Origin of the sequence: Sphingomonas mesophila, from assembly GCF_003499275.1 — a bacterium.
Lineage (GTDB): Bacteria > Pseudomonadota > Alphaproteobacteria > Sphingomonadales > Sphingomonadaceae > Sphingomicrobium > Sphingomicrobium mesophilum.
In genome coordinates this window covers 289,774-305,711 of sequence record NZ_QWDF01000001.1, presented here as the reverse complement: position 1 = coordinate 305,711, position 15,938 = coordinate 289,774, and the positions used below count along the sequence as shown (strand labels likewise).

General features: G+C 67.8%; 14 protein-coding genes. 6 read left to right on the top strand and 8 right to left on the bottom strand.

Translation table 11 applies throughout. The annotated features are described in order from the left end of the window. Window positions 1-45: 45 nt before the first annotated feature. Entirely contained in the window at window positions 46-1,716 is a 1,671-nt protein-coding gene (locus D0Z60_RS01515) for an amidohydrolase (protein WP_118856406.1), read from the top strand. Here D0Z60_RS01515 and metH read toward each other — a convergent pair. The 4 genes from metH to D0Z60_RS01495 are packed head-to-tail and all read right to left on the bottom strand — an operon-like array spanning window position 1,713 to window position 7,129. Continuing rightward, a complete protein-coding gene (gene metH / locus D0Z60_RS01510) occupies window positions 1,713-4,310 on the bottom strand; it encodes a methionine synthase (protein WP_118856403.1) in 2,598 nt (865 codons plus the stop codon). The two genes, D0Z60_RS01515 and metH, sit on opposite strands and share 4 nt — an antisense overlap. Continuing rightward, a complete protein-coding gene (locus tag D0Z60_RS01505) occupies window positions 4,307-5,338 on the bottom strand; it encodes a homocysteine S-methyltransferase family protein (protein WP_118856401.1) in 1,032 nt (343 codons plus the stop codon). Before D0Z60_RS01505 ends, metH begins: the two co-directional genes overlap by 4 nt. Then, a complete protein-coding gene (gene metF, locus D0Z60_RS01500) occupies window positions 5,331-6,239 on the bottom strand; it encodes a methylenetetrahydrofolate reductase [NAD(P)H] (protein WP_118858379.1) in 909 nt (302 codons plus the stop codon). Before metF ends, D0Z60_RS01505 begins: the two co-directional genes overlap by 8 nt. Further along, window positions 6,236-7,129 (bottom strand): methyltransferase domain-containing protein, encoded by an 894-nt coding sequence (locus tag D0Z60_RS01495; protein WP_240325500.1) that lies wholly within the window; start codon window positions 7,127-7,129, stop codon window positions 6,236-6,238. The genes metF and D0Z60_RS01495 overlap by 4 nt, the downstream gene beginning before the upstream one ends. A 263-nt stretch (window positions 7,130-7,392) precedes the next feature. On the opposite strand from D0Z60_RS01495, the gene D0Z60_RS01490 reads away from it, so the two are divergent. Next, window positions 7,393-7,635, top strand: a complete 243-nt coding sequence (locus D0Z60_RS01490) for a circumsporozoite protein (protein WP_240325499.1) — start codon at window positions 7,393-7,395, stop codon at window positions 7,633-7,635. An 89-nt stretch (window positions 7,636-7,724) separates the two neighbouring features. Then, window positions 7,725-7,895, top strand: coding sequence for a hypothetical protein (locus tag D0Z60_RS11575; RefSeq protein ID WP_162888028.1), 171 nt, complete (start codon window positions 7,725-7,727; stop codon window positions 7,893-7,895). Window positions 7,896-7,916: 21 nt separating this feature from the next. Here the strand turns inward: D0Z60_RS11575 and groL are convergent, their stop codons facing one another. Both groL and groES read right to left on the bottom strand, forming a co-directional pair. Further along, entirely contained in the window at window positions 7,917-9,560 is a 1,644-nt protein-coding gene (gene groL / locus D0Z60_RS01485; protein WP_118856394.1) for a chaperonin GroEL, read from the bottom strand. Window positions 9,561-9,631: 71 nt separating this feature from the next. Further along, complete coding sequence (gene groES / locus D0Z60_RS01480; RefSeq protein WP_118856392.1) at window positions 9,632-9,919, bottom strand: co-chaperone GroES; 288 nt, start codon at window positions 9,917-9,919, stop codon at window positions 9,632-9,634. 234 nt (window positions 9,920-10,153) lie between these two features. Between groES and D0Z60_RS01475 the strand changes: the two genes are divergently transcribed. After that, a complete protein-coding gene (locus tag D0Z60_RS01475) occupies window positions 10,154-10,333 on the top strand; it encodes a hypothetical protein (protein ID WP_118856390.1) in 180 nt (59 codons plus the stop codon). An 81-nt stretch (window positions 10,334-10,414) separates the two neighbouring features. Then, entirely contained in the window at window positions 10,415-10,969 is a 555-nt protein-coding gene (locus D0Z60_RS01470) for a L,D-transpeptidase family protein (RefSeq protein ID WP_118856388.1), read from the top strand. Here the strand turns inward: D0Z60_RS01470 and D0Z60_RS01465 are convergent. Beyond that, window positions 10,966-12,348 carry an MATE family efflux transporter gene (locus tag D0Z60_RS01465; protein WP_118856386.1) on the bottom strand — a complete coding sequence of 461 codons (1,383 nt, stop codon included), beginning with the start codon at window positions 12,346-12,348 and terminating at the stop codon, window positions 10,966-10,968. The genes D0Z60_RS01470 and D0Z60_RS01465 overlap by 4 nt on opposite strands. A gap of 144 nt (window positions 12,349-12,492) precedes the next feature. Between D0Z60_RS01465 and sppA the strand changes: the two genes are divergently transcribed. Further along, on the top strand, window positions 12,493-14,355 hold the full coding sequence (gene sppA, locus D0Z60_RS01460) for a signal peptide peptidase SppA (protein ID WP_118856384.1): 1,863 nt from the start codon (window positions 12,493-12,495) through the stop codon (window positions 14,353-14,355). A 15-nt stretch (window positions 14,356-14,370) separates the two neighbouring features. Here the strand turns inward: sppA and lpdA are convergent, their stop codons facing one another. Further along, the gene (gene lpdA / locus D0Z60_RS01455) at window positions 14,371-15,765 is read right to left on the bottom strand and encodes a dihydrolipoyl dehydrogenase (RefSeq protein ID WP_118856382.1); all 1,395 of its coding nucleotides are present in this window, start codon (window positions 15,763-15,765) and stop codon (window positions 14,371-14,373) included. Window positions 15,766-15,938: the final 173 nt, after the last annotated feature.

The following is a 15,938-nucleotide window of genomic DNA, read 5'->3' as shown; positions in this document are numbered from 1 at the left end:
TCGCTAGCCCTTCCCGGGCGGTCAAACAATGCTATCGCTACGCCCATGAGAACCCCTGCCCTGCTGATCGCCGCCGCGATCTTCGCCGTTCCTACCGCCGCAAAGGCCGACACGCTGATCGTCAACGTCAACGGCATACAGGCCGACGGCAAGGGCGGGCTCGACCGCTTCACCGGCCTGCTGGTCGGCGACGACGGCCGGGTGAAACGCGTCCTGCGCGACGGCGACGCGCAGCCCAAGGCCGACCGCGTGCTCGACCGCAAGGGCATGACTATGCTTCCCGGCCTGATCGATGCGCACGGCCATGTCATGGGCCTCGGCCTCGCCGCGCTGCAGCTCGATCTCACCGGCACGTCCTCGCTCGACGATTTCAAGGCGCGCATCGGCGCCTATGCCAAGACCAATCCGGGCGGCGGCTGGATCACGGGGCGAGGCTGGAACCAGGAACTGTGGCCGGACAAGAGGATGCCCACCGCTGCGGACATCGATGCGGTCGTCAGCGACCGCCCGGTGTGGCTCGAGCGGGTCGACGGGCACGCCAGCGTCGGCAATTCGATGGCGATGCGTCTGGCCGGCATCGGGGCCGCCTCCAAGTCACCGGCGGGCGGCAAGATCGAGCGCGATCCGACCGGCCGGGCGACCGGGCTGTTCATAGATTCGGCGGCAGGGTTGGTCAGCTCAAAGGTGCCGCCCGTCACGCCGGGTCAGCGCGATCGCGCGCTGGTCGAAGCCCAGCGCATGATGCTCCGCCACGGCCTCACCGCGGTCGCCGACATGGGCACCAGCGTGGCGGAATGGGCGGCAATGCGGCGCGCCGCCGCGCGCGGAAAGCTGTTCGTGCGGGTCATGAGCTATGCCGCGGGCGTCGAGCCGCTCGGCGCGCTGCCCCGCCCGAGCGGGTGGTTGCACGGCGACCGGCTGTGGTTCGGTGGGGTCAAGCTCTATGCCGACGGAGCGCTCGGCTCGCGCGGTGCGTGGCTCAAGCGGCCCTATGCCGATGCGCCGACCACCGGCCTCAAGTTCCACAGCGACGCTCAGTTGCTGGCGATGGCCCGCCGCGCCTGCAGCGCCGGCTTCCAGCTCGCCATCCACGCCATCGGCGACGCCGCCAACGACCAGGTCATCGGGACCTACGAGCATCTCCGGCCGACCTGCCCCCGCTCGAGTCGCTGGCGCATCGAGCACGCCCAGGTGGTCGATCCCGCGGACATCCCGCGCATCGCCCGTGCTGGCCTCATCGCCTCGATGCAGCCGACCCACCAGACCAGCGACCGGACCATGGCCGAGGCACGCCTCGACGAGCCGCGGTTGAAGGGTGCCTACGCCTGGTCGACCATCGCCCGCAGCGGCGCCCGGCTGGCGTTCGGCTCTGACTTCCCGGTCGAGCACCCCAACCCCTTCCCCGGACTCGCCGCGGCAGTCAGCCGCCAGGACCCGAAGGGCGCTCCCCCCGGCGGTTGGCGCCCGGAGGAACGCGTTCCGCTTGGTCTCGCCTTGGCCGGCTTCACCCGCGGCGCCGCCTATGCCGGGTTCGCCGAGCAGCGCATCGGCAGCCTCGAGCCGGGCAAATGGGCCGACTTCATCTTCGTCGACCAGGACATCGCCAGCGCCGATCCGGTCGCGCTGGCGGCGACCAAGGTGATCGAGACGTGGGTCGCGGGCGACAAGGTCTACGCCTGGCGCGAAGGGTCGCCGGGCCTCAGCGACAACCGTTAGCTGTCGAGATTGGGCCGTAGCCAGCGCTCGGCGGTGTCGAGGTCGACCCCGCGCCGTCCGGCATAGTCGGCAAGCTGGTCGCTGCCGATCTTGGCCACTCCGAAATATTCCGCGGCGCGATGGCCGAAATAAAAACCGCTCACCGCCGCTGTCGGCAGCATCGCGAAATTCTCGGTCAAGCTAAGCCCGGCCGGCTCGCCGCCGAGGAGGTCGAACAGCAACGGCTTCAGGCTGTGATCGGGCGACGCCGGATAGCCGGGCGCGGGACGAATTCCGGCATAGCTCTCGCGAATGAGGTCGAGGTTCGACAGATGCTCGTCGGCGCCATAGCCCCAGATGCGCTTGCGCACATGCTCGTGAAGCCGCTCGGCGAACGCCTCGGCCAGCCGGTCGGCGAGTGCCTTCAGCATGATGTCCGAATAATCGTCATTGGCTTCGCGGAACCGCTCGAGGTGCGGCTCGATGCCGTGGATCGCAACCGCGAACCCGCCCATCCAGTCCTGGCCGTCGGGGTCGATGAAGTCGGCCAGGCATAGGTTTGCCCGCCCTGTCCGTTTGCGGATCTGCTGGCGCAGAAACGGAAAACGGACGCCGTCGACGACGACGTCGTCGCCCTCGCGCCGGCACGGCCACAGCCCGACCACGCCGCTCGGCCGAAGCCAATGCTCGGTAATGATCTTGTCGAGCATCGCCTCCGCGTCGGCGAACAGACTGCGCGCGCTTTCGCCGACGATCGGATCTTCGAGGATCGCGGGATAATTGCCGGCCAACTCCCACGCGCGGAAGAAGGGCGTCCAGTCGATATGCGCCTTGAGGTCGCGCAGCGGCCACTCGCCGAACGCGTGCAGGCCGGGCTTGAGCGGCGGCGGCGCCTTGCCCGCCGGGTCGAACGCGAGACCATTGGCGCGGGCCTCGTCGATCGGCACCAAATCCTGGGTCCCGCGCCCGGCCCGCGCGATCCGCAGCGCCTCGTAATCCGCGGCGGTGCCGTCGATCAGTTCGGCGCGCTGCGGGCCGTCGCTGACCAGCGCCGACGCCACCCCGACCGCGCGGCTGGCGTCAAGCACGTGCAGCACCGGCCCCTCGTACGCCGGCGCGATCCTCAGCGCGGTGTGCGCCCGGCTAGTGGTGGCGCCACCGATGAGCAGCGGCATCGCCATTCCGGCGCGCTGCATCTCGCTCGCCACCGTCACCATCTCGTCGAGGGACGGGGTGATAAGGCCGCTGAGCCCGATCATGTCGGCGTCGTTCTCGTTCGCCGCTGCCAGGATGCTGGTCCACGGCGTCATGACCCCGAGATCAACCACCTCAAAGCCGTTGCACTGTAGCACGACGCCGACGATGTTCTTGCCGATGTCGTGGACGTCGCCCTTGACGGTGGCCATGACGATCCGGCCCTTGCCGCGCGCGCCGGGCAGCTTCTCGGCCTCGATGAACGGTAGCAAATGCGCCACTGCCTTCTTCATCACCCGCGCCGATTTCACCACCTGCGGCAGGAACATCTTGCCCGCCCCGAACAGGTCGCCGACGACATTCATGCCGTCCATCAGCGGGCCCTCGATGACGTCGATCGGGCGCACCGCGACGAGCCGCGCTTCCTCGGTGTCGTCGACGATATGCGCGTCGATGCCCTTGACCAGCGCGTGGCTCAGCCGCTCGCGGACCGGCAGCGACCGCCACTCGGCCTCCGCCTTCTCGGTTTCGGCGTCGGTCCCGCGGAACCGCTCGGCCAGCGTCACCAGCCGCTCGGTGGCGTCGTCGCGCCGGTCGAGAATGACGTCCTCGACCGCCTCGCGCAGCTCGGGGTCGATCGCGTCGTAGACGTCGAGCTGGCCGGCGTTGACGATGGCCATGTCCATGCCCGCCGGGATGGCGTGATAGAGGAAGACGCTGTGCATCGCCCGGCGCACCGGCTCGTTACCGCGGAAGCTGAACGACAGGTTCGACAAACCGCCCGAAATGTGGACGTGCGGGCAGGCGGCGCGGATGTCGCGGGTCGCCTCGATGAAGTCGATCGCGTAGCGCCGGTGCTCGTCGATCCCGGTGGCGACCGCGAACACATTGGGGTCGAAGATGATGTCCTCGGCCGGGAAGCCGCTATCGACCAACAGCCGGTAGGCGCGCTTGCAGATTTCGACCTTGCGTTCCCTGGTATCGGCCTGGCCGACCTCGTCGAACGCCATCACCACCACCGCCGCGCCGTAGGAGCGCACTTTGTCGGCGACCTCGAGGAACGCCTCCTCGCCCTCCTTCAGGCTGATCGAATTGACGATCGGCTTGCCCGACACGCACTGCAGCCCTGCCTCGATCACGCTCCACTTCGACGAGTCGACCATCACCGGCACGCGCGCGATGTCCGGCTCGGCGGCGATCCTCAGCAGGAAGGTGCGCATCGCAGCCTCGCCGTCGAGCAGCGCCTCGTCCATGTTGACGTCGATCACCTGCGCCCCGGCTTCGACCTGCTGGCGGGCGACCTCGACCGCGGCGTCATAGTCGCCCGCCAACACGAGCTTCTTGAACCGCGCCGAGCCGGTGACATTGGTCCGCTCGCCGACATTGACGAAGCGCGCTCCGGCGCCGTCCGCATTGGTCACGCGGCAATCACCATCGGCTCGAGGCCGGCCAGGGTCGTCACGTGCCGGGCATCCGGAATGGTGCGCGGAGCCGCTCCGGCAACCGTTCCAGCGATCGCGGCGATGTGCGCCGGCGTGGTCCCGCAGCAACCGCCGACGACATTGACCAGCTTGTCCGCGATCCACTCGCCGACCTGCGCCGCGGTCTCCTCGGCGGCTTCGTCGTAGGCGCCGAGATCGTTCGGCAGGCCGGCGTTGGGATAGGCCATCACCAGGGTCTCGGCCTGCGCCGCGAGGACCGCGAGGTGCGGGCGCAATTGCTGCGCGCCGAACGAGCAGTTGAGGCCGATGGTCAGGGGCCGGGCGTGGCGAACGCTAGCCCAGAACGCCTCGACCGTGTGGCCGGAGAGGTTGCGGCCGCTGAGGTCGGTGAGCGTCATCGACAGCATCATCGGTAGCGGCCGGCCGAGCGCGCGCTCGGCCTCGAGCACCGCCATGATCGCCGCTTTCGCGTTCAGCGTGTCGAACACCGTCTCGATCAGGATGAAGTCGACTCCGCCCTCGGCGAGCGCCTCGACCTGCTGGCGGTAGACCGCCTTCACCTCGGCGAAGGTGACCTCGCGAAAACCCGGATCGTTGACGTCCGGCGACAGCGACAGCGTCTTGTTGGTCGGCCCGAGCGCCCCCGCGACCCAGCGCCCGCCATGCGCATCCGCGACCTCCCGCGTGATCCGCGCGGCGGCGCGGTTGATGTCGCCGACCAGACCCGCGGCATCCTCGCCATAGTCCCCCAAACTGATGGCGTTGGCGTTGAAGGTGTTGGTCGCCAGCACATCTGCGCCGGCCTCGGCGAACGCACGGCAGATACCGGCGACGACGTCAGGCCGGGTCAGGTTGAGCAGATCGTTGTTGCCCTTTTGATCGGCCGCCAGCCCGAGCTCGCCGCCATAATCGGTTACGCCCGCGGCTTGGATCATGGTCCCGTAGGCGCCGTCCTTGACCAGCACGCGGCGCCCTGCCTCGGCGCGAAAGGCGTCGGCGTCAGGCATTCGGCCGCACCCCCAACAGGTGGCAGATGGCGTAGGCCAGTTCGGCGCGATTGAGCGTGTAGAAGTGGAAGTGGCGCACGCCGCCGGCGTATAATTGCCCGCACAATTCCCCGGCGATGGTTGCGGCAACCAGCTGGCGCGCTGCCGGAAGCTCGTCGAGCCCCTCGAAAATGCCGTCCATCCAACCCGGGATCGAAGCGCCGCACTGGCCGGCGAACCGCCGCGCCTGGGCGACGTTCGTCACCGGCAAAATGCCGGGCACGATCTCGACCTCCGGCCGAAGCGCGGCGACCTTATCGCGAAAGCGGAAGAAGGCGTCGGCGGAGAAAAAGAACTGGCTGATCGCGCGGCTCGCCCCGGCATCGATCTTGCCGAGCAAATTGGCGATGTCGCTGTCCGGGCAGTCGGCCTCGGGATGGACCTCGGGATAGCAGGCGACCGAAATGTCGAAGTCCGCGACCCGCCTGAGACCGGCCACCAGCTCGGCGGCACTGGCATAGCCCGCATCGTGCGCCACAAAGCCGCGTGCCGGGTCGCTCGGGTCGCCGCGCAGCGCCACCACATGGCGCACGCCGGCGTCCCAATAGCCCTGCGCGACGGCATCGACCTCGTCGCGGCTGGCGTCGACGCAGGTGAGGTGCGCAGCGGCGGTCAGCGGCGTCTCGTCGACGATCCGTTTGACCGTCGCGTGGGTCCGCTCGCGGGTCGAGCCGCCGGCGCCATAGGTCACGCTGACGAAGCGCGGATCGAGCGGCGCAAGCGTTTCGATCGCCCGCCACAGCGTTTCGGCCGCGGCGTCCGACTTTGGCGGAAAGAATTCGAAGCTGACGTCGATGTCGCCGCGCGCGGCGGCGAACAAGGGCGCATGTTCGGCCAGCGCGGCCGCGCTCTGGCGATTCATGCCGCCATCCGCTTGGCTGTCGGAGCCCGCGCCGCGCGCCACAGAGTGACCGTCAGCTCACCGCCCTCGAGCCGCCGCGTGAGGTCGGCCTCGAGCCCCGCCAACGCGAACCAGCCGTGGATCGCCTCGTCGGCAAAGCCAAGCCGGGCGTGGGCGTCGCGCTCGCGCAATTCCTCGCGCTGGTGGGCGGCGAAATCGACGATCAGCAGCCGACCGCCCGGCGCCAGGATGCGCGCCGCCTCGGCCACCGCCGCCTCGGGCGAATGGGCGTAGTGAAGCACCTGGTGGAGGATCACGGTGTCAGCGCTGTCGTCGGCCAGCGGCAGGGCATACATGTCGCCTTGGCGAAGCGACACGCCGGCGATCCCTGAGCGGTCGAGCTTGACCCGGGCGACGCGCAGCATCTCCGACGAACGGTCGATCCCGATTGCCTCCGTCGCCCGCTGCGCCAGCAGTTCGATCATCCGCCCGGTGCCCGTGCCGATGTCGACCAGCCGGCCGAGCGAACCGCGGTCAAGCGCGGCCTCGATCGCCTGCTCGACCTTGGCTTCGGGCACGTGCAGCGAGCGGATCGAATCCCATCGATCGGCGAGCGCGGCGAAATAGCGTTCCGCGGCCGCGGCGCGGGCAGCGCGAATTTCGGCAAGACGGATCGCGTCCGCCGCGAACACGGCCCGGCTGGCATCATCGGCATGGTCTTCGAGAACGCCGAGCAGTCCTTCGCCGGCCCCAATCGCGTTCAGCTTCAGGAACACCCAGCTGCCTTCCTTGTGCCGTTCGACCAGCGCGGCCTCGCACAAGATTCGCACGTGCCGCGACACCCTCGGCTGGCTCTGGCCGAGCACCAGCGCCAGCTCGCCGACCGACAATTCCATCGATTTGAGCAGCATCAGCACACGCAACCGCGAAGCGTCGGCAACCGCTTGGAATAGGTCGGCGGCAGGCAAGGGCGGGGCGACGGCTTCACTCACATCAGGAAGATATAAAGAAATCTTTATATCCGTCAACGCGCTAGGGCGTCCCTCAACTCGGCGCATTTTCCATTGCGCGGCTGGTCAGGCCCCATTACATCCGCGCGCTGGCCTGACCGATATATGCGACAGGCCGAGCCCCCGTGCCTCGAAAGTGGCACATTTGAAGGAATGGAACGATCATGAAGAAAGTTGCCCTGACCGTTGCGGTCCTCGCGCTCGGCCTCGCCGCGTGCGAAGACAATGCGCCTGACAACGAAGCCAGCACCGTCAACACCATCGAGATGGAAGCCAATGCGGATACCGCCGCGGCTGCCAACTCGGTCGACAATGCGCTCGACGCCACCGAGAACGCGGCCGACAACGCCGTCGTCACGGACGACGAGGCTGCTGCCAACAACACCGCGACCAACAACGCGATGTAATCCCGGCGTCGCAAGGCGCTGAAAAGAAGGGCCGTCCGGGCGACCGGGCGGCCCTTTTTTATTTCGATCGAACTGGTACTTCGATCGACATGCGAAACGCCGCGGCCTTCTTGCTTCTGCTCGCCGCCTGCGACGAGCAGCCCCCAGCGCCGAGCGCGGCTCAGAATGTGGGGCTCGACGAGGCCGAGGCGATGCTCGACGAGGATGCCGGCAACGAAAAAGGGCCGGCGGTGGAAACCGCCGACCCCTCTTCGAACTGACGTCCGGGTGAATAGGCTGGACTAGAAGTCCATTCCGCCCATTCCGCCCATCCCGCCGCCGCCCATCGGCATGGCCGGCTTGTCTTCCGGCATTTCCGCAACGGTGGCTTCGGTGGTAATTAGCAGGCCGGCGACCGACGCAGCGTCCTGAAGCGCGATGCGCACCACCTTGGTCGGATCGACGACACCGGCCGACACCAAATTCTCATAGGTGTCGGTGGCGGCGTTGAAGCCCATCGTCTGGTCGGCCTCGCGCAGCAGATTGCCGGCCACGACCGCGCCGTCGACGCCCGCGTTCTGGGCGATCTGGCGAAGCGGGGCCTCGATCGCCTTGCGGACGATGTCGACACCGCGAGTCTGGTCGTCATTGCTGCCCTTGAGGCCTTCGAGCGCCTTGGTCGCATAGAGCAACGCGGTGCCCCCGCCCGGGACAATGCCTTCTTCGACCGCGGCGCGGGTCGCATGGAGCGCGTCGTCGACGCGGTCCTTGCGCTCCTTGACCTCGACCTCGGTAGCGCCGCCGACCTTGATCACGGCCACGCCGCCGGCGAGCTTGGCGAGACGCTCCTGGAGCTTCTCGCGGTCGTAGTCGCTGGTGGTGGCGTCGATTTGCTGGCGGATCGCGGCGGTGCGGCCCTGGATGGCGTCGCTCGTGCCGGCGCCGTCAACGATTGTCGTATTATCCTTGTCGATGACGACCTTCTTGGCGGTGCCGAGCATGGCGGTGGTGACGTTCTCGAGCTTGATGCCGAGATCCTCGGAGATCATCTCTCCGCCGGTCAGGATGGCGATATCCTCGAGCATCGCCTTGCGGCGATCGCCGAAGCCCGGCGCCTTGACCGCCGCGACCTTGAGGCCGCCGCGCAGCTTGTTGACGACTAGGGTCGCCAGCGCTTCGCCCTCGATATCCTCGGCGATGATCAGCAGCGGACGTCCGCTCTGGACCACGGCCTCGAGGATCGGAAGCATCGCCTGGAGGTTGCTGAGCTTCTTCTCGTGGATGAGGATGTAGGGGTCGCTGAGCTCGACCTGCATCTTTTCCGGGTTGGTGATGAAGTAGGGCGACAAATAGCCGCGGTCGAACTGCATGCCCTCGACCACGTCGAGCTCGAACTCGAGGCCTTTGGCCTCCTCGACGGTGATCACGCCTTCCTTGCCGACCTTGTCCATCGCCTCGGCGATCTTCTCGCCGACTTCCTTGTCGCCATTGGCCGAGATGATTCCGACCTGGGCAATCTCCTGGCTGCCCGAAACCGGCTTGGAGCGGCCCTTCAGGTCCTCGACCACCTTGGTGACGGCGAGATCGATGCCGCGCTTGAGGTCCATCGGGTTCATTCCGGCCGCGACCGACTTCATGCCCTCGCGGACGATCGCCTGGGCGAGAACGGTGGCGGTGGTGGTGCCGTCGCCGGCGATGTCGTTGGTCTTCGAGGCGACCTCGCGGACCATCTGCGCGCCCATATTCTCGAACTTGTCCTTGAGCTCGATCTCCTTGGCGACGGTGACGCCGTCCTTGGTGATGCGCGGCGCGCCGAAGCTCTTGTCGATGACCACGTTGCGGCCCTTGGGACCGAGCGTGACCTTGACCGCGTCGGCAAGGATGTCGACGCCCTTCATGATGCGCTCGCGCGCGTCACGGCTGAATTTCACGTCCTTGGCTGCCATCTGGCTACCCTTTCTTCTGCTTGTCGCCCCGGCTGGGGCCCAAATTGGTCAAAGCAAATCCCGGAGGTGGCTCAGCCAACAATTCCGAGGATGTCGCTTTCCTTCATGATGATGAGGTCCTCGCCGTCGAGCTTGACCTCGGTGCCCGACCATTTGCCGAACAGGATCTTGTCGCCCGCCTTGACGTCGAGCGGGGTGATCGTGCCGTCGTCGGCGCGGGCGCCGGTGCCGACCGAGACGACTTCGCCTTCCTGCGGCTTTTCCTTGGCGCTGTCGGGGATGATGATCCCGCCGGCGGTCTTTTCCTCAGCCTCGACCCGGCGGACGAGGACGCGGTCATGAAGCGGCCTGAAACCCATGTCTGGTTTACCCTTGTTGAGCGTTGAAAGTGATCGGCTGGCACTTAGTCGCGCCGAGTGCCAGCGACGCCGCCCATCTGGGTTCGCGGGTCCTACATGTCAACACCCGCGCCACAGCGCGGGATTAACCTATCATTAAATCATTACGGTTAATGCTTGTTCGCGTTCGAGGGCGGGGGCTCTCCAGCCGGTGCGTATCGGACCCCTTATCGGGGCTAGTGGAGGGCTTTCGAAATGAACATGCAATCGAACCTGACCTTGTCGAGCGACGATTCGATCTCCGCGCTGCGCGACCTGCTGCAAACCACGCTCGCGATCGTCGACGAGCTCAAGCTGCCCGGCGACATCGGCGCGCATCTCGATCTGGTGATTTGCCGGGTCGACGCACTGCTGCCCGCTCCGCGCGAGGATTGACGCCCGCCCCGGACGGCTTGGCTTTTGCCGCGGCATCGGCCAAGCTTAACCTTGGTTAACCAGCCAAGGTTCTGATTCCACATGAAGAAATTGATAATGGCGAGCTTCGCGCTGGCGCTTGCGGGTTGCGCCACAGCGCCCGCCCCGATCGCTCCGGTCGCGCCCCCCAAGCCGGTCGTGATCGACAACCCGCTGACCGTGTCGGCCGAGCGCGAGGCGACCCTGAAGTTCGGCGGGACCGGCCTGAAGCCCGGCGATTATCGGATGCTCCCGGCCAACGCGATCCCGGTCAAGGGCACGGTGAACGTGCTGGTCAGCCTCAGGAACCAGCGTACCTATGTCTACAAGGCCGGCCAGTTGGTTGCCTTCTCGACCCACAGCCACGGCACCGCCGATCACCCGACCGATCCCGGCGAGTTCAAGATCCTCGCCAAGAAGGTCTTCCACCGCTCCAACAAATATTCCAACGCGCCGATGCCGCACATGCAGCGCCTCGACAAATGGGGCCGGGCATTCCACGGCGGCGTGGTCCCGGGCTATCCCGCCAGCCACGGCTGCATCCGCTTGCCCCCGAAAATGGCCAAAGCGCTTTACGGCCTGACCAAGGTCGGCGACGTGGTGACGATCGAAAGCTAGGTGCGGAGCGGCGCGACCAGCCCGAGCCGGTCGCGCCGCGCCCACCGCCGGATCATCAGCGCGGCGACGAACGCCAGGCCGACCGCAAGCCCGGTCCAGATCCCCGCGCCCTGCCAGCCGCGCCCGAACGCCAGCCACACGCCGACCCCCAGCCCGACGACCCAATAGCCGACCAGCGCGTAGATCATCGGCACGCGCGTATCGTGCAGCCCGCGCAGCATCCCGGCGGCGACGACCTGCGCCCCGTCGACCAACTGGAAGGCGGCGGCGATCAGCAGGAACGACGTGCCGAGCGCGATCGCCGCGGCATTGGCCGGCGTGTCGTCGAGGAACAGGGCGATCAGCGGCCGCGGCGCCGCCCACATCAGGACCGCCATCAGCGCCATGAACCCCACTCCAAGCGCAAACGCCGTCCAGCCGGCGCGCGTGATCCCGTCACCGTCGCCGCGGCCGAGCGCCAGACCAACGCGCACCGTCGCCGCCTGCGCCAGGCCCATCGGCACCATGAAGGTGGTCGCCGCGATTTGCAGCGCGATCTGGTGGCCGGCGACCGACGCCGCCCCGAACAACCCCATCAGATAGGCCGCCGCGCTGAACACCGCGCCCTCGAACCCCATCGTCAGCCCGATCGGCAGGCCGAGCTTGAACAGCCCTGCGAAGCGCTTCGCGTCGCCGCGCCAAAATCGGCCGAACAGATGGAAGCGGCGGAACTGCCGGTCGGTGACCAGCACCGCCGCCAGCGCCAACGCCATCGCGGTCCACGTGATCGCGCTCGCCAGCCCGCCGCCGAACAGGCCCAGCGCGGGCAGCCCCAGCTTGCCGAAGATCAGCGCATAGCCCGCGCCGAGATTAACCAGGATCCCGGCCGTGCTGATCGTCAGCACCCAGCCCGGCCGCTCCATCACTGACAGGAAGTTGCGCATCACCTGGAACGCCATCCACGGCGGCAGTGCCCACAGATAGCCGCGCAGGAATTCGCCCGCCCCCGCCGCCAGCCGCGGCTCCTGGCCGAGCGCTACGATCAGCGGTTCGGCGCTGGCCAGCAGCGCCATGATCGGCAGGCTCATCAGCAGCGCCGCCCACATCGCGACACGGAAGGTGCGCCGCACGTCGCGCACGGCGTTAAATCGGGCGCCCAGGGCCGTCGCCATCATCGGCGCCGAAGCCGTCAGCAGCCCGAGCGCGAACAAGGTGATGGCGAAGGTCAGCCCAAGCGCCAGCGCGACCGACGCCAGCGCCTCCGCCCCCAGCCGCCCGATCAGCACCGCGTCGGTGGCCTGGATGATCTGCGTGGTAAGGTTGGCGAGGATCAGCGGCCAAGCCAGGCTTAACGTCGCCCGAAGCTCGCTCCGCCACTCGCCTTTGTTGTCGCTCGCCATCGCCACGGCAAGCGCCTAGCCGTCCTCGCCGGCCCCGCCAACCGCTGGTCGGTCGCAGCGCCTCGGCCCCCGGCTCGTCGAAATTCCGTGGCCGCGGCCCGCCCGCTCGGCTAGTCGCCGGAAAAGTCAGGCAAGGACAAGTGCATGCGCTTCGTGGCGGCGATCTGGAAATTGCTCGTTGGGATCAAGGACGCGCTCGTCCTCCTGCTGATGCTGCTGTTCTTCGGAGCGCTCTACGCCGCACTCTCGTCACGCCCGGCGCCGATCACCGACGGCGTGCTCGCGCTCGATCTCAAGGGTGTGCTGGTTGAGCAGCCGTCCGAAGTGGATGCGCTCGCCGCGCTTGCCGGAATGGGCGGGGCGGCCAAGGAGCATCGCCTCAGCACGCTCGTCGCGATGCTGCGCGAGGCCAAGGACGACGACCGCGTCAAGGCCGTGGCGCTCGACCTCGACGGCTTCCTCGGCGGCGGCCAGGCCAGCCTCAACTCGCTCGGCCAGGCGCTCGACGAAGTACGCAAGTCGGGCAAGACCGTCGCCGCCTTCGCCACCGGCTACACCAACGACGGCTATCAGCTCGCCGCCCACGCCTCGGAAATTTGGCTGCCCGAGCTCGGCGCGGTCGCGGTCGCCGGACCGGGCGGCGACAACCTCTATTACAAGGGGCTGCTCGACAAGCTGGGGGTGAGCGTCAACACCTATCGGGTCGGCGAGTTCAAGTCGGCGGTAGAACCGTTCACCCGCTCCGACATGTCGCCCGAGGCGCGCGCCAACGCGCAGGCGCTCGCCGACGCTTTGCTGGAGACGTGGAAGGACGGCATTCGCCGCGCCCGCCCGGCCGCAGCTCCGGGTCTCGACCAGATGCTCGGCGATCCGGTCGCCGCGCTCGCCGGCGGCAACGATCTGTCGCGCGCCGCGCTGCGCCTGAAGCTGGTCGATCGCATCGGCGAGCGTCAGGCCTTTTACGCGCGGCTTGCCGAGCTTGGCGGCGAAGATTCTGACTCGGCCGGCGGTTTCAGCCGGATCACCCTGGCAGCCTATCAGCGCGGGCTCGAAGAGGGCAGTGGCCCGATCGGCGTCGTCACCGTCGCCGGCGAGATCGTCGACGGTCAGGCTGGCCCCGGATTGGCCGGCGGCGAGACGATCGCCCGGGCGATCGAAAAGGGCCTCGCGGTCGGCAATCTCAAGGCGCTGGTGGTGCGAATCGACAGCCCCGGCGGCTCGGTCCTCGCATCCGAGCGGATCCGCCAGGCCGTCCTCGCCGCGCGCAAGCAGGGCCTGCCGGTGGTCGCCTCGATGGGCGACGTCGCCGCGTCGGGCGGCTACTGGGTCGCGACCGCCGCAAACACCATCATCGCCGAGCCCGCGACCATCACCGGCTCGATCGGCGTGTTCGGAATCCTCCCGAGCTTCCAGGGCACGCTCGACAAGCTCGGCCTCGCCGCCGACGGCATTCGCACCACGCCGCTGTCAGGTGAGCCGGACGTGCTCAACGGCCCCTCGCCCGCCGCCAATGCGCTGATCCAGGCCGGCGTCGAACAGGTCTACGCCAAATTCCTCGCGATCGCCGCCGCCAGCCGCAAGAAGACTCCCGCCGAGATCGACCGGATCGCTCAAGGCCGGGTGTGGGACGGCGGCACCGCGCGCCAATTGGGGCTAGTCGACAGCTTCGGCGATCTCGACGAGGCGATCGCCAAAGCCGGCGAACTGGCCAAGCTCGGCGAGGACGAGCGCGGGATTACCTTGCTGGAGGAAAGCCCGGACGGGTGGGAAGGCTTCCTTGCCGGTCTCGCCGAGGACGACGAGCAGGACCAGGCCCCGACCGACGCGTTCGCCACGCTCGGCCCGGCCCCGCAGGCGCTGGTCGCGCGGGCGCTCGACGACGTGCGGCGGATTGTGAGCGGCCCGACCATCCAGGTCCGTTGCCTCGATTGCCCGCCAAGCGTCACCGTCTCCCGCACTCGAACCGAACTCGGCTGGCGCGACTGGCTGATGGCGCTGCTGAGCTAGCGGGGCGCCGATCCGTCAGACGTGGATCGGCTTGCCCTGGACCGCCATCGCCGCTTCCTTGATCGCTTCGCTGTGCGTCGGGTGGGCGTGGCAGGTGTAGGCGATGTCCTCGCTGGTCGCGCCAAACTCCATCGCCTGCGCCGCCTGGGCGATCATTGTGCCGGCCGGTACCGCGATCGCCCACACGCCAAGCACTCGGTCGCTCCTGGCCTCGGCGACGACCTTCACGAAGCCGTCGGGCTCGTGGTTGGTCTTCGCCCGTGAATTGCCGAGCATCGGGAACTTGCCGACCTTGATCTCGCCGTATTTCGCCCGCGCATCCTCCTCGGTGAGTCCGACCCCGGCGATCTCCGGCCAGGTGTAGACCACGCTCGGAATGATGTCGTGATTGACGATCCCGGTGAGCCCGGCGATGTTCTCGGCCACCGCGATGCCCTCGTCCTCGGCCTTGTGCGCGAGCATCGGCCCGGGGATCACGTCGCCGATCGCCCACACGCCGTCCGCCTTGGTGCGAAACTCGTGATCGGTCTCGATCTGACCGCGATTGTTGACCGTCAGCCCAATCTTCTCGAGCCCGAGCCCGTCGGTGTTCGGCCGCCGGCCGATCGACACCAGCACGCAGTCGGCCTCCAGCGTTTCCGCCGCGCCGCCCTTGGCCGGCTCCATCGTGAGAGTCGCCTTCGCGCCATTGACCTTCACGCCCGTCACCTTGGTGCCGAGCTTGAACTCGAACCCCTGCTTCTTGAAGATCTTGTTGGCTTCCTTGCGCACGTCGGCATCCATTCCGGGCAGGATCTGGTCGAGATATTCAACGCACGTTACCTTCGCGCCAAGCCGGCGCCAGACGCTGCCGAGCTCGAGTCCGATCACTCCGCCGCCGATCACCACCATATGCTCCGGCACGCGCTCCAGCTCGAGCGCGCCGGTTGAGGAGACGACGATCTTCTCGTCGATCTCGACGCCCGGAAGCGGGGTCACCGACGAGCCGGTGGCGATGACGATATTCTTCGCCGTCACCTTCTGCCCCGCGACCGACACCGAATGCGCGTCCTCGAACGTCGCCAGGCCCTTGAGCCACGTCACCTTATTCTTCTTGAACAAGAATTCGATTCCCCCGGTGAGCTGCTTGACCGCGTCGAGCCGCTGGCCGTGCATCGCCGGCAGGTCGAGCCTGGGCTCGACGATCACGCCCATCTTGGCCATCGCGCCATTGGCGGCCGCGTCGAAATATTCCGACGCGTGGAGCATCGCCTTGGACGGGATGCAGCCGACGTTGAGGCACGTGCCGCCGAGTGTTTCGCGGCTCTCCGCGCAGGCGGTCTTCAGCCCCAGCTGGGCCGCCCGGATCGCCGCCACATAGCCGCCCGGCCCGGCGCCGATCACCAGAACGTCATAGTCGAAATCAGACATTGGCAAATTTCCTTTTCGTCATGCCAGCGAAGGCTGGCATCCATGTTCTTCGGTGACATGGGCCCCAGCCTTCGCTGGGGCGACGGTTGGTGTTGCGTCGCCGCGCGACATAGGCGGGCGACCCCAGCGAATCCACCCCGCCGGACCGCCATTGCCCGATCGCTCCGCGCCTG

What these genes read in the sequence shown, in the direction of transcription:
- D0Z60_RS01515 (WP_118856406.1), top strand. Translation starts at nt 46, where the DNA reads ATGAGAACCCCTGCCCTGCTGATCGCCGCCGCGATCTTCGCCGTTCCT.
- D0Z60_RS01505 (WP_118856401.1), bottom strand. Translation starts at nt 5,338, where the DNA reads ATGCCTGACGCCGACGCCTTTCGCGCCGAGGCAGGGCGCCGCGTGCTG.
- metF (WP_118858379.1), bottom strand. Translation starts at nt 6,239, where the DNA reads ATGAATCGCCAGAGCGCGGCCGCGCTGGCCGAACATGCGCCCTTGTTC.
- D0Z60_RS01495 (WP_240325500.1), bottom strand. Translation starts at nt 7,129, where the DNA reads ATGCTGCTCAAATCGATGGAATTGTCGGTCGGCGAGCTGGCGCTGGTG.
- D0Z60_RS01490 (WP_240325499.1), top strand. Translation starts at nt 7,393, where the DNA reads ATGAAGAAAGTTGCCCTGACCGTTGCGGTCCTCGCGCTCGGCCTCGCC.
- D0Z60_RS11575 (WP_162888028.1), top strand. Translation starts at nt 7,725, where the DNA reads ATGCGAAACGCCGCGGCCTTCTTGCTTCTGCTCGCCGCCTGCGACGAG.
- groL (WP_118856394.1), bottom strand. Translation starts at nt 9,560, where the DNA reads ATGGCAGCCAAGGACGTGAAATTCAGCCGTGACGCGCGCGAGCGCATC.
- groES (WP_118856392.1), bottom strand. Translation starts at nt 9,919, where the DNA reads ATGGGTTTCAGGCCGCTTCATGACCGCGTCCTCGTCCGCCGGGTCGAG.
- D0Z60_RS01475 (WP_118856390.1), top strand. Translation starts at nt 10,154, where the DNA reads ATGAACATGCAATCGAACCTGACCTTGTCGAGCGACGATTCGATCTCC.
- D0Z60_RS01470 (WP_118856388.1), top strand. Translation starts at nt 10,415, where the DNA reads ATGAAGAAATTGATAATGGCGAGCTTCGCGCTGGCGCTTGCGGGTTGC.
- D0Z60_RS01465 (WP_118856386.1), bottom strand. Translation starts at nt 12,348, where the DNA reads ATGGCGAGCGACAACAAAGGCGAGTGGCGGAGCGAGCTTCGGGCGACG.
- sppA (WP_118856384.1), top strand. Translation starts at nt 12,493, where the DNA reads ATGCGCTTCGTGGCGGCGATCTGGAAATTGCTCGTTGGGATCAAGGAC.
- lpdA (WP_118856382.1), bottom strand. Translation starts at nt 15,765, where the DNA reads ATGTCTGATTTCGACTATGACGTTCTGGTGATCGGCGCCGGGCCGGGC.